We start from the raw sequence: 12,980 nt of genomic DNA on the forward strand, positions 1-12,980 counted from the left end.
CGGCTCAAGGCTCCCGCGGCGGCGGCGTTGGGAGCCGGCGCCGAGACACATTAGCTATAGGGATTTGTGGCGAAATTATAGCATCCGGAAGGCGGCGAAGCCGCCGTGCCGGCGCGGTCGCAGTCAGCGTGGAGGCGGGTTGGCGCGGGTTCTCTTGCGTTTCCCGTGACACGCGGGTGCTTGAAGGAAATGTTTCGCGGCAACTTGTAGGGCGGGCCTTGGCCCGCCATGACCATCTCAAAAATGGCCACCTCAAAAACCCGACGCTCCATCGAAAGCCGCCACGAACAGATCATGGCGATGGCGGGCCAAGGCCCGCCCTACGGGCTTATGGCGCCTTGTTCCACGTGGAACCTCGCCGTTTCCAGCCCCAGCCGGGCCAGGGAGGCCGGGATCTCGGTCCCGGTGACGATCACCTGGGCGGCCCCCGCGGCCAGGCGCTGCAGGACGCGGCCCTGATGGGCCTGATCCAGTTCCGAGGCCAGATCGTCGAGCAGCACCACCGGCCATTCGCCGCGCTGGGCCACGTAGTGCTCCGCCTGGGCCAGGGTGCAGGCCAGAGCGGTGAGCTTGGCCTGACCACGGGAGAGGGTCTCTCCGTTCGGCAGGGCGGCATGGCGGACGCGCCAGTCGGCGCGGTGCGGGCCGACCGAGGTGTAGCCGGCGGCGAGATCGCGGTCGCGGGCCAGGAGCAGGGCGTCGGCCAGGGGCATATCCTCGCGGCGCCAGCCGGGCTGGAAGTCCAGCGTCGCAAGTCCGAGTTCCGGGGCAAGCTCGGTGGAGGCGGGTTGCAGGGCGTCCTGCAGCTGCTCCAGATAGCGCTGGCGCAGCCGGGTCAAAGGCTCTCCGGCCTCTGCCATCTCATGGTCCCAAGCTTCCAGCTGGGCGTCGCCGACGCGTCGCCCCGCCGTGCCGCGCTGCTTGAGCAGGCTGTTGCGCTGCTTCAAAGCGCGGGCATAGCGGCGCCAGTGCGGCAGGAAGGCAGGTTCCACGTGGAACAAGCCCCAATCCAGATAACGCCGGCGCGGTTCGCCGCCCCCGCTGACCAGGGCGTGGCTGCCCGGCTCGAAGGTCACCGCCGCCAGCGCAGCGCACAGTTCGCCCAACTGACCGACGGAGGCGCCGTCCAGCCGGCCCTCCCAGGCCTGCCCGCTATGGCGCAGGCCAACCTTGCGGACGCGTGCGCCGGCGTTCTCCCACCACTCGGCGAAGACTTCCACGGCCGGGGCGCCGCTGCGGATCAGGCCATCGCGGACGCGCCCGCGGAAGCTGCGGCCGTAGGCGAGCAGATGGATGGCTTCCAGTACGCTGGTCTTGCCGGCGCCGTTGTCGCCGGTGATCAGGTTGAGGCCGGGTACCGGGGCCAACGTGACCGTGTCGAAGCGGCGCAGGTCTCGGATGTCGAGGCGGGTCAGGCGCATGCGGAACGCCTAAAACGACACCGCCCGGCAGGTACCGGGCGGCGATGTTCCACGTGGAACCGCTTGATTGGAAAGTCCGGCCATCGTAGCCCCACCGTCAGCGGGGCGAGGTGGCCGGGCTCTTGCAGAGGGACCTGCATTACAGCCGGAGCGGCATCACGACGTGGCGGCACTTCTCGCTGCTCGCTTCCCGCACCAGGGCGGAGGAGTTGGCATCGCGCAGCATCAGCACCACGTGCTCGTCGCGCAGGGCGGTGAGGGCGTCCTGCAGGTAGTTGACGTTGAAGCCGACCGCCAGTCCATCCACCTTGGTCTCGGCCTCGACTTCTTCCTGCGCCTCTTCCTGCTCGGGGTTGTGCGCGTTGATCTTCAGCAGCCCCGGCGAGACTTCCAGGCGCACGCCGCGGTATTTCTCGTTCGACAGGATCGCCACGCGCTGCAGGGCAGCGCGCAGCACCTCGCGCTCGATCCGCACCTCGCGATCGGCACCGATCGGAATCACGGCCTCGTAATCAGGGAAACGGCCGTCGATCAGCTTGCTGGTGAAGGTGACATCGTCGCGCTTCACCCGGATGTGGCTGCGGCCCATCTCCAGCTCGAGCGCGCGATCGCCACCTTCGAGCAGGCGCTGCAGTTCCTGCACGCCCTTGCGCGGCACGATGATCTGGCGCTTGGCCTGCACCGCCACGTCGAGAGCCGACTCGCACAGCGCCAGACGATGACCGTCCGTAGCCACGCAACGCAGACGCTTGTCACCGAGATCAAACAGCAGGCCGTTGAGGTAGTAGCGCACGTCCTGCTGCGCCATCGCGAACGCGGTGCGTTCGATCAGTTCCTTCAACGCGGCTTCGGCGACGGACACACGTTCGGTCGCCTCGACTTCATCGACTGACGGGAAATCGTTCGCCGGCAGGCTGGCCAAGGTGAAGCGGCTGCGGCCGGCCTGCACCGTGATCTTGTCGCCGGTCTGCGACACCGTCACCTTGCTGCCGTCGGGCAGGGCACGGACGATGTCGAAGAGCTTGCGCGCCGGGATCGTGGTCTCTCCATCCTTGGCGTCCTCGACCGCGCTGCGCGCGACCATCTCGACTTCCAGATCCGTACCGGTCAGCGACAGCTGTCCGCCCTTCACCTGCACCAGCAGATTGGCGAGCACAGGTAGGGTCTGACGCCGTTCGACGACGTTGACCACTTGGCCCAGGGGTTTCAAAAACACTTCGCGCTGCAGACTGAAACGCATGTTGCTCAGGTCCCCTATGGCCATGCTCTAAGGAATTGGATAAATACAAAAGCAGGTGGTGCTGGTGTCGCCGAAATGCGTTGGTAACACCGATAACTTTTTGATTCTGAACGCTATTTTTCGAAGCCAGGTCCGTTGATAACGCACCGCTGGCTTCCGGACAAGCTGTGGACAACTTTTGGCGTCGTCCTCGGCCGGTCAGTTATCCACAGGTTCTCCCGGTTGCGTCCACTGCCTTCCGGGATAACTTCATCTGCTCACTCGCTGAGCTTGCGGATGAGTTTGTCCCAGTCCTCGCGCAGCTTGCCGTCGGTCTCGAGCAGGGTCCGGATCTGGCGGCAGGCGTGCAGGACGGTGGTGTGGTCGCGGCCGGCGAAGGCGTCGCCGATCTCGGGCAGGCTGTGCTCGGTCAGCTCCTTCGCCAGCGCCATCGCCACCTGGCGGGGGCGGGCCAGCGAACGGGTCCGGCGCTTCGACAGCAAATCCTTGATCTGCAACCCGTAGTAGTCTGCCACGACCTTCTGGATATTGGCGATGCCGATCGCCTGCTGCTGCGCGCGGAGCAGATCGCGCAGGGTTTCCTGGGCGAATTCCGCGGTGATCGCGCGTCCGGTGAAGTTGGCGCGCGCGGCCAGCGTGTTGAGCGCGCCTTCCAGATCGCGCACGTTGCTGCGCATCTTCTTGGCGAGCAGGAACGCGACGTCCTCGGGAATCTGCGCGCCGCGCTCGCGCGACTTCGACAGCACGATCTGCGCGCGCGTTTCGAAATCCGGCGGATCGATCGCCACCGACAAACCCCAGGCCAGGCGCGACTTCAGGCGCGGCTCCAGGCCGTCGACTTCGCGCGGATAGCGATCGCAGGTCATGATGATCTGCTGCTTGCCGTCGAAGAGCGAATTGAAGGTGTGGAAGAACTCTTCCTGCGTGCGGTCCTTGCCGGCGAAGAATTGAATGTCGTCGATCAGCAGCGCATCGATCTGCTGGAACTGGCGCTTGAACTGATCGGCGGATTTTTCCTGCAATGCACGGAAAAACGCGCTGTAGAACTGCTCCGAACGCAGATACAGCACGCGCGCGCCCGGATTGATGCGGCGCATCTCGTTGCCGGCGGCGAACATCAGATGCGTCTTGCCCAGGCCCGTGCCGCCGTACAGCAGCAACGGGTTGTGGGCGCGATCACCAGGCTTCTGCGCGGCCTGCCAGGCGGCGGCGCGGCCGAGCTGGTTGCTGCGGCCTTCGACGAAGTTGTCGAAGCTGTAATGCTCGTCGAGATTGCCGGAGAAGGACTCGCCGCCGGGAAACCCGCGCACAGGCGTCGCAAAGGCCGGCGCGACGTGTGTGGCCTGCACGGTCGTCGCGCGCGGCAGCGAACCGATTTCCAGCGACACCTCCGGCGAGCCGGCGAAATGGTCGAGCAACTCGCGGATGCGCGCCAGATAGCGCGTGCGCACCTCGTCGCGAACGAAGGCGTTGGGCGCGTACAGCACGGTGGCGTCGTCGCGCCAGGTCGCCTGCAGCGGCTTCAGCCAGGTGTGTACGTCCTCGGCCGGGAATTCGGCTTCCAGGCGTTCCAGGCAGCGCGGCCAGGCGTCGGGGTGGGAAGTGAGACTCATTGAAACCAGATAAGGGAAACAGGCGCCGGGTGCCGGCATGCCCGAACCGCGACGGAGCGGAGCAGACTATCACCGGGCCCGGGGCGGCGCATCTGCGATCGTGCCATTGCTGCGCGGAAAGTCATGTGTGGCCATAAAAAAACCTCTCTCCCCGTCCGGGGAGAGAGGTCCGTGGTGATGTGAAACAAGCACCCGGCCCAGGCCGGGTGCCCGTGCCTTATCGGAGCGTGAAGTCCGGCCAGCGCAGCAGTGCCTTCTCCACGATCTCGAGGAGGTAGTTGCTCTGGAACGAGTCTTCCATCTTGTCGGTCTCGTTTTCGTTGTTGTACGGCTGAATGGTGGTCACGGCGCGGCCGCTGGCCACCGTGTCGGCGCCATTGAAAATGCCATCCTCGTCGCGGTCCAGCGCGATGCGACGGCCCGAACCCGGCGGTGCGCAGGTGAAGGTGGCGCTGTTGCCCTCCTGCACGAGCAGGCCGCGCAGATCGGCGTCCGAAATCGACGGATAGACGGCACTGTCGGTCACGAACTTGCCATCGTCCTGCAACAGCAGGCCATAGGACTGTCCATTGATCTTCGCGCTGGCGACAAGATCGCATTCCGGCGTCAGCGGCCCACCCGTGCGCGTGTGCGCCAAGGCGCGCTGCTCAAGCAGATCCAGACGCGAGACCGCGCCCGCATTGCCTGCACCCAATGTGACCTGCTGGCCGACGATCGGTGCGAGACCGGTGTCGGTGACGTACAGGAAATCGGCCACCTTGGGAATGTCGTCCTGGGAGCGGAACACGAACACGCGGCTATCGAATCCAGCTTCCCGGGTTCCGAACCTCAGGAAGGTGTCCACCGTGTCGACGGTGCCATCGTTGAGGAAGCCGAAGCCGGACACCTGATCGCCCATGAACGTACTGGCGAAACCGCGGATGTTGAAGCCGAACTTGCCGACCTTCTGATACAGGTTGCGGAAATGCGGGATCTTGAAGTCCTGCGAGATGGGCGTGCTTTCGAAGGACATCAGGGTCGATCCACCGAAGCGCTGCGAGTCCGGCTGCACCGAATGGCATTCGTTGCAGGTGAGCATCGAGCCATTCATGATGCCGATGTCGTCGCGGAAGGTCGGGAAGCCCGAAGTGAGCTGGTTGTAGAACACTTCCTTGCCGGCGGCCTGGTTGGGCGTGAGGCTGTTGTCCAGGTTGCGGATCGGGTTCGGCGGATAGCGCAGCTGCATGATGAAGTCGGTGAACTGATTCAACTGGTCTTCCGTCGGCTGTTGCGCGCGCGCGAGCAATCCGGTGAAGGCGACGCGGAACTCCTTGAACGCGGCCTTCTCGAGCTGTTCACCGTTCACGCGCGTGGCGCCGGTGCGATCGCCGCGCCAATGCTGCGGGCCCTGGAATTCCAGGCCGCGGAAGCTCTGCGTGGTCATCGGTCCCTTCAGTGGATGATTGGCGCGCGTGGCCAGGAACAGCGAAAGCGGATCGGAATACTTGCGAGGATTCGGCTTCCACGTATCCCTCGGATTGCCCAGATCCCAGGCCAGTCCGTCCATGTCGCCGAACAGATGGCAGGTGCCGCAGGACACGTCGCCCTTGGCCGAGGCGAAGCGCGCGTCGTAGAGGAACGGACGACCCTTGACCACGAAATCCGGTTCCGGGTTGTACATCGGCACGGATGCGGTTTCAGCGCGCGATGCGGTGTTCACCACCGCGATGCTGTTGTTGAAACGCGTGAGCACGTACATGCGGCCACGCGCTTCGTCCAGCACCAGGCCGGCGGGACCGCCGCCGCTGACGTTGATGTGCGCGCTTTCCGACGGCACGAAGCTGTCGTTCTCCAGCTGGTCGACGTTGAACACGCCGATCTTCGAGGAACCGTAGGCCGCCAGGTACAACGTCTGGCCGTTGTCGCTGACCTGCATCTGCAGCGGCATCGCCAGGCTGCGCTGGCTGTCGCCGGGTGAACCGAGCGTCTGCGCATCCACCAGGTGCTTGTTGAGGTTGCGCGGCAGCACCTGCCCGTTCTTGATCACGGTGATCTGGTTGCGGATGAAGCGGCCGTTGACCGAGAGCTTGCCGTCGGTGCGATCGTCGCCTTCGAAGCGTTCGAGATTTCTCGCATCGTAGTTGGACACGTACAGCGCGCCCGAAACCGGATTGACGGCGATGTTGAACAGCGAGGTGCCCACGTGCGGGATTTCCTGCTTGATCACCGGCGAGGCGGCGTTCGCGTCGATTGCGAACACGTCCTTGTCCGGCAGCGAGTAGGGCACGAAGGCGTCCCAATTGGTGCCGTAGCTGTCGACCCAGTGACCGTTCTTGTATTGCACGATCACGCCGGTGTTGGGGGCTTTCTTGGCGCCCAGGATTTCCAGGTTGCTGCCGCCAAGACCGCTGGCGTCGGTGCTGAGTCCCTTCTTGCCGTACTTGGTGCTGTTCGGCCCGAAGATCAGGTTGGTGGAGCCGACGACGGTGGTCTGGTTGCCGGACTTGAAGATCGCCGCGTACACCGTACCGCCATCCGGGCTCACCGCCAGACCGCGCGCGGGCATGCCGAACAGCGGGAGCACCTTCAGCGGCGCGACATCGCCCTGCGCCTGATCGACGCTCGGTGCGTCGAACACCCACACGTCGGCGCGACCGACACCCGGCGTCAGTAGCGCCGGATCCGACGGCGAGTTCTGACCGCGGTGCGCGGTGGTGACGAAAGCGCGCTGCTTGCTGGGACCGGCGAAGACGATGTCCTGCGGTTCGTCGCCGACCTGCAGCGTGCGCTTCACGGCCGGCTTCGGCGCGGCCAGATCGACGACGCTGACGCTGTCGGACAACGTGTTCACCACCCAGGCCTCGCCATCGTTGCGCAGCGAGACGGCGACCGGCTCCAGACCGACCGGCACGCTGTCGAGCAGGCGCGGCACGGTCTGCGTGACGTCGAAGATTTCCAGACGGTTGTCGGGCGTGTTGACCGCATACAACCGCGTCTTGTCGGAATTCAGCGCGAGCGGGCGTACCTGGCCGCTTTCGAAGGTGTTGTACGAGCCGTTGACCTTGATGTCGATCTGCGCGACTTTCGGCAGCGGCAGCAATTGCAACGGATAGCCGACCTGGAATTTCAGGCGATCGAAACCGGTGAAGCCGGGATCCGGCGTGTACACCAGATGTGGCGGCGTTCCGGACAGCGTGCCGTGCTTGGGCTGTTCGATGACCTTGTACTGATACAGCGGATCGGTTTCGTCGGCGAGGAAGTCACCGCCCGGGCCGAGGGCGCGCAGCCGGATCGGCACCGGCTGATCGCGCGTCGTCACCGCGGCCGTCTGGCGCGCGTTGGGAACTGTTTCTTCGCGTGCGCGGATCAGCGCGATGATCACATCCGGAATGACCGGAATGTTGATCAGGGACGTGATGATGAGCTGGAGTGCCTTGTTCAAGGCGGAGACGCCGCCGGTGCCTGGCGGAAGCGGTTCGGTGGGAGTCTCGTCCGCGAGCACGCTGTCGGTGGTCGTCGAGAGCGACGTCGTGGCGGTGGTCGTGGCGCGTGCCGACGACGCGCCTCTTGCCGCCGAGACCAGGCTGGCGGGCGTGACCGGCATGGAGCCGGCGCGGGTAGAGCGTGGAGGGTCCAGGAATTGGGACGCGGCGGCCATGGCACCGACCGATAGTCCCAACCCCGCCAAGGCTAAGGCGAGTTGTTTGAAGCGCATAAGGGTTCCCCGTTTCGTTTCGGATGGCTGACGGGCAAGCTGGCTTGTCCGGAGCGGCGCTATGAGTGAGCGCTGGCTCAAACTGAGGGAACCGCGATGAAATTGCAGTGAAGTTCACAATAATATTGTGAGTAAAATCACATAGTTATCACAAATCTGAAGTCGGGTGCCGCTGGCACGCTGAGCCAGGGCGACGCGGTACCGCCTGGCCGATACAGACCTGACTTGACCATCGGGCCCAGGCATCGCTAAAGTAGTCGGTCTTGCTTTCAGAATTTGGCATTCAGCCATGGCCACCAAGCGCACCTACCAACCCAGCAACCTCAAGCGCAAGCGCGACCACGGCTTCCGTGCCCGCATGAAGACCGCCGACGGCCGCAAAGTGCTGGCCCGCCGCCGCGCCAAGGGTCGCAAGCGCCTGACCGCCTGACGGCAGGCCTTGTGCTGGTCGCCGGCCTTCCACAGGTCCGGACGCGCCGGCTCCCGACAATGTCGCCGCAATGACCGCCGGTCTCCCGCCCCGGGCGCGGGTCCGTGCACGCGCCGATTTCGACCGCATCTTCCAGCAAGGCCGCCGCACGGCCTCGCCTCTGTTCGCGCTGCACCTGTGTGCCGATGGCGAACCTGCGCGACTGGGCCTGGCGGTTTCGCGCAAAGTCGATCCCAATGCCGTCGGCCGCAACCGCATCAAGCGCGTGCTGCGCGAAACCTTTCGCCAGCTGCGCGCGCAACTGCCGGCGGGCAGTTACGTGATCGTGGCCCGTCCTCCGGCCGCAAAAAGCGACAACGCCGTGCTGCGTGAGGCCTTCCTGCAACTGTTACAACGCGCCGGCGCATTGCCCGTATCGCCGGGGGGCGGCACAATTCGCCCCGCCCCGTCCGTCGACTCCCCTTCCCGTCCTGCGTCGGATGCTTCTGCTTCCGACGGCCCAAGCACGCCTGCCCGATGAATCCGACTCGTACGATCCTGCTCTTCGCCTGGCTGACGGTGGCCGCCTTCCTGTGGCTGGAATGGAACAAGGAACGCAACGCGCCGCCCGCCCCGGCCGCGACCGAGCAATCGGCGCCGAGCGCCGCGATTCCCACGCTGATTCCAGGGCAGAACGCACCCACGGTGCCGAGCGCCGCATCCAGCGCCCCCGCCACGCCGAGCGCCGCTGCGCCGACGCCTGCCGCGAACGCTTCCGCCACCCGCGTGACCGTCACCACCGACGTGCTGCGCCTGGTGCTGGACGGCGGCAACGTGTTCGACGCGGAACTGCTGCAGTACCCGCAGACGCGCGAGAAGGGCAGCCCGCCGGTCAAACTGCTCGACGAGAACGCCGCGCATTACTACGTCGCGCAAAGCGGCTGGACGGGACAGAACGGCGCGAGCGCGCCGAATCACGTCAGTGGTTTCGTCGCCGAGAATCCCGCCAACACCAATGTCGCGCTTGCGACCGGGCAGGGTGAAATCTCGGTGCCGTTCGTGTGGAACGGACCGGACGGCGTGACCATCCGCCGCATCTGGACGATCAAACGCGGCAGCTATGCGATCGAAGTGCGCGATGAAGTCGCCAACGCCGGCGGCAAGCCGTGGGCAGGCTATGTCTATCGGCAGCTGGCGCGCATTCCGCCGGAAATCAAAAGCAGCATGACCGATCCGGCGTCCTACAGCTTCCTCGGCGCGACGTGGCTGGACGCGGATCAAAAATACCAGCGGCGCAAGTTCAAGGATTTCGCCGAAGACGGCCCGGTGAACGTCACCGTGACCGGCGGCTGGATCGCCATGCTCCAGCACCATTTCCTGAGCGTGTGGATTCCGCAGCGCGATCAGGCGGCGTTGTTCTCGCTCGCGCACACCGGCCGTGTGGACAGCATCGCCGCCACCGGTCCCGCGTTCACCGTCGCGCCCGGCGCGAAGGACGCGACCAGCGCGCGTCTGTGGGTGGGACCGAAACTGGTCAAGCAGATCCAGGCGCAGGATGTGCCCAAGCTCGATCGCGCGGTCGACTACAGCCAGTACTCCTTCTTCGCGATGCTGGGCGAGGGCCTGTTCTGGGTGCTGGACAAGCTGCACGGCCTGTTCGGCAACTGGGGCTGGACCATCATCGGCATGGTGCTGCTGCTGAAGCTGCTGCTGTTCCCGCTCTCGGCCGCGCAGTACAAGTCGGCGGCGAAGATGCGCAAGTTCCAGCCGCGCGTGGCGCAGCTGAAGGAACGCTACGGCGACGACAAGCAGAAATTCCAGCTGGCGCTGATGGAGCTGTACAAGAAGGAGAAGATCAATCCGGTGGGCGGCTGCTTGCCGATCTTGCCGCAGATGATCATCTTCATGGCGCTGTACTGGGTGCTGATGGAATCGGTGGAACTGCGCCAGGCGCCGTGGACGCTGTGGATCCAGGACCTGACCGCGCGCGATCCGTTCTTCATCCTGCCGATCCTCAACATGGCGATCATGTGGACGACGCAGAAGCTCACGCCCGCGGTCGGCATGGATCCGATGCAGCAGAAGATGATGCAGATGATGCCGCTAATTTTCGGCGTGATCCTGGCGTTCCTGCCGGCGGGTCTGGTGTTGTATCAGGTGGCCAACGGTGGGCTTGGGTTGTTGCAGCAGTGGTTGATGCTGAAGAAGTATTCGGATCCGCCGGGTGGGAAGGTGGTAGTGGCTGAGAAGTCCTGACTTCCTGGTTTGATGCTTGTCATCTCAGCCTTGGATCAAATCTGGGGCTGGCCGGGTTTCGCCCCCCGAGGCGGAACCCATTTTTGCTGTTGCTTCTGCCGCTGCTCGTCATTCCGGCGAAAGCCGGGTTTTCAACAGCCGAATGGCTGGTCATCCAGCTTCTCGCTTGATCGTCGTCCCAGCGAAAGCTGGGATCCATTTTTGCTTTCGCTGTTGCTTGTGAAGAGCAACAGCGTTTCGTCCGCTACGCGGCCGAGTTCATTTCTTTTGATAAGCGTCAAAAGAAACGAACCAAAGAAAAACGCTTTCCCCGACGAAGCAGCCCCAGAGTTTCATTGCTATCGGGATTTTTCGACTCGCCATCCTGGCTCGGTCGAAAAACGGCGCACATCCCTGTGCGCCGCCCTCCGGGTCTCCGGCTGGTGGGGGCGCTCAAGCATTTTTAGAAGCGAAAGGCGAGGCAAAGCCGAGCAGCTTTTGCTCTTGGCTGCTAAACCTTGCGAGCCATGATTGCCTCTAGACCCGAAGGGCGGCGGGCATGGATGCCCGCCGTTTTCCGACCGAGCCATGGATGGCGAGTCGGAAAATCCTGGGGCTCAATCCGCCATGGGATTGCTGTGTCGAGAAAAGCGCTTTTCTTTGGTTCGTTTCTTTTGACGCTTATCAAAAGAAATGAACTCGGCCGCGCAGCGGACGAAACGCCTTTGCTTCTGAACGCTCTTGCTCCCGATTCTGCGAACATAAGCCAATGCCAGCCACAACCGACACCATCGCCGCCATCGCCACCGCCCCAGGCGCCGGCGGCGTCGGCATCGTGCGCCTCTCCGGCCCGTGCGCGCGCGAGATCGGAGAAGTGGTCTCCGGGAAACAACTGACACCACGACAAGCCCAATACGCCCGCTTCGTCGACAAGGACGGCACCACCATCGACGACGGCATCGTCCTGCTATTCCAGGCCCCCGCCAGTTACACCGGCGAGGACGTGGTCGAACTGCAGGCACACGGCAGCCCGGCGGTTTTGCAGCAACTGGTGCACCGCTGCCTGGCCCTGGGCGCCCGCGACGCGCGCCCCGGCGAGTTCAGCGAACGCGCGTTCCTCAACGGCAAACTCGATCTCGCCCAGGCCGAGGCCGTGGCCGATCTGATCGCCGCCAGCGACATGCGCGCCGCACGTGCGGCCCGTCGCGCGCTCGACGGTGTCTTCTCGAGCCGCGTCGACGCCATCGCCGCCGAATTGCTGCGGTTGCGCATCCACACCGAGGCCGCGATCGATTTCGCCGACGAGCCGCTCGACACGCTCGGCGGCACGCAGCTGCGCACGGGGCTTGATCATGCGATCACGTCACTCGCGTCGCTGCTCACCGACGCCGAACGCGGGCAGAAGCTGCGCGACGGACTGCATGCGGTGATCGTCGGCCCGCCCAACGCGGGCAAGAGTTCGCTGCTGAACGCGTTGGCCGGAAGCGAACGCGCGATCGTCACCGACATCGCCGGCACCACCCGCGATCTGTTGCGTGAAACCATCCGCATCGACGGCGTCGAGCTGACCCTGGTCGATACCGCCGGCCTGCGCGAAACCGAGGACACGATCGAGCGCGAGGGCGTGCGCCGGGCGCACGCCGAGCTCGAACGCGCGGACCTGGCGATCGCGGTGCTGGATGCGCGACAACCCGAGGCCGACCGCGCCGCGGTCGCGGCGGCGATCGCCGGCGTGCCGTTGCAGCTATGGCTGCACAACAAGGCGGACCTGTTGCCGGGGGCGGAAGGGAAGGAGGCCACGGCGGACACGCAGGACGTCCTCCGCGTTTCGGCGCGCACCGGCATCGGCCTGGACCGGCTGCATGCGCGCTTGCGCGCGATCTGGGCGCAGGGCGGCTCGGAAAACGCCGAGGGCGCGTTCACGGCGCGTGCGCGCCAGGTGGAGGCGCTGCGCCGGGCCGGAGACGAACTGGAGATGGCGCGCACGGCCCTGGCCGGGGAAACCCTAGACCTGGCCGCCGAGTCGCTGCGCGCCGCCCACGATGCGCTGGGCGAGATCACTGGCCGGGTCGTCCCGGACGATCTGCTCGGCCACATCTTCTCCACTTTTTGCATCGGCAAGTGACATGCGGCGGCGTATCGAGGGTATCGGCGCCGTGTGTGTTAAGCGATCACGTTAAATCGCGCGTTGGCGCGATCGCGTCACGGTTCTAACCGGACCTGGTTGACAAACACGCGCTACTATCGCGTCCTTAGGAGGTGCCACAAAGGCACGCCAGGGGGATAACAGAAATGCCTGCTCCACGAATGGTTCCACGAACGCGACGACATCGGACGGTCTGCGCGCGGATGACGGCGGGTGCCGTCC

8 protein-coding genes are annotated in these 12,980 nt (G+C 65.0%); 4 read left to right on the plus strand and 4 right to left on the minus strand.

Annotation, left to right across the window (positions count from 1 at the left end):
- Nucleotides 1-320 precede the first annotated feature (320 nt).
- The 4 genes from recF to AC1RNP_RS01795 form a co-directional block, all read right to left on the minus strand.
- On the minus strand, nucleotides 321-1,421 hold the full coding sequence (gene recF / locus AC1RNP_RS01780) for a DNA replication/repair protein RecF (protein WP_493049498.1): 1,101 nt from the start codon (nucleotides 1,419-1,421) through the stop codon (nucleotides 321-323).
- Between the two features lie 139 nt (nucleotides 1,422-1,560).
- On the minus strand, nucleotides 1,561-2,661 hold the full coding sequence (gene dnaN, locus AC1RNP_RS01785) for a DNA polymerase III subunit beta (RefSeq protein WP_493049499.1): 1,101 nt from the start codon (nucleotides 2,659-2,661) through the stop codon (nucleotides 1,561-1,563).
- 257 nt (nucleotides 2,662-2,918) lie between these two features.
- On the minus strand, nucleotides 2,919-4,274 hold the full coding sequence (gene dnaA / locus AC1RNP_RS01790; protein WP_493049500.1) for a chromosomal replication initiator protein DnaA: 1,356 nt from the start codon (nucleotides 4,272-4,274) through the stop codon (nucleotides 2,919-2,921).
- Between the two features lie 217 nt (nucleotides 4,275-4,491).
- Entirely contained in the window at nucleotides 4,492-7,911 is a 3,420-nt protein-coding gene (locus AC1RNP_RS01795; protein WP_493049501.1) for a beta-propeller fold lactonase family protein, read from the minus strand.
- Between the two features lie 346 nt (nucleotides 7,912-8,257).
- Here AC1RNP_RS01795 and rpmH point away from each other — a divergent pair, with 346 nt between their 5' ends.
- From rpmH to mnmE, 4 genes are all read left to right on the plus strand, one after another.
- Nucleotides 8,258-8,398, plus strand: a complete 141-nt coding sequence (rpmH, locus tag AC1RNP_RS01800; RefSeq protein ID WP_041043460.1) for a 50S ribosomal protein L34 — start codon at nucleotides 8,258-8,260, stop codon at nucleotides 8,396-8,398.
- A 70-nt stretch (nucleotides 8,399-8,468) separates the two neighbouring features.
- Nucleotides 8,469-8,918 carry a ribonuclease P protein component gene (gene rnpA / locus AC1RNP_RS01805; protein ID WP_493049502.1) on the plus strand — a complete coding sequence of 150 codons (450 nt, stop codon included), beginning with the start codon at nucleotides 8,469-8,471 and terminating at the stop codon, nucleotides 8,916-8,918.
- A complete protein-coding gene (yidC, locus tag AC1RNP_RS01810) occupies nucleotides 8,915-10,633 on the plus strand; it encodes a membrane protein insertase YidC (protein ID WP_493049503.1) in 1,719 nt (572 codons plus the stop codon). Before rnpA ends, yidC begins: the two co-directional genes overlap by 4 nt.
- 748 nt (nucleotides 10,634-11,381) lie before the next feature.
- Nucleotides 11,382-12,737, plus strand: a complete 1,356-nt coding sequence (gene mnmE, locus AC1RNP_RS01815; protein ID WP_493049504.1) for a tRNA uridine-5-carboxymethylaminomethyl(34) synthesis GTPase MnmE — start codon at nucleotides 11,382-11,384, stop codon at nucleotides 12,735-12,737.
- Nucleotides 12,738-12,980 lie beyond the last annotated feature (243 nt).

Source organism: Luteimonas sp. GW821-FHT14E02, from assembly GCF_058803905.1.

What these genes read in the sequence shown, in the direction of transcription:
- rnpA (WP_493049502.1), top strand. Translation starts at nt 8,469, where the DNA reads ATGACCGCCGGTCTCCCGCCCCGGGCGCGGGTCCGTGCACGCGCCGAT.
- dnaA (WP_493049500.1), bottom strand. Translation starts at nt 4,274, where the DNA reads ATGAGTCTCACTTCCCACCCCGACGCCTGGCCGCGCTGCCTGGAACGC.
- dnaN (WP_493049499.1), bottom strand. Translation starts at nt 2,661, where the DNA reads ATGCGTTTCAGTCTGCAGCGCGAAGTGTTTTTGAAACCCCTGGGCCAA.
- recF (WP_493049498.1), bottom strand. Translation starts at nt 1,421, where the DNA reads ATGCGCCTGACCCGCCTCGACATCCGAGACCTGCGCCGCTTCGACACG.
- mnmE (WP_493049504.1), top strand. Translation starts at nt 11,382, where the DNA reads ATGCCAGCCACAACCGACACCATCGCCGCCATCGCCACCGCCCCAGGC.
- rpmH (WP_041043460.1), top strand. Translation starts at nt 8,258, where the DNA reads ATGGCCACCAAGCGCACCTACCAACCCAGCAACCTCAAGCGCAAGCGC.
- yidC (WP_493049503.1), top strand. Translation starts at nt 8,915, where the DNA reads ATGAATCCGACTCGTACGATCCTGCTCTTCGCCTGGCTGACGGTGGCC.
- AC1RNP_RS01795 (WP_493049501.1), bottom strand. Translation starts at nt 7,911, where the DNA reads ATGGCCGCCGCGTCCCAATTCCTGGACCCTCCACGCTCTACCCGCGCC.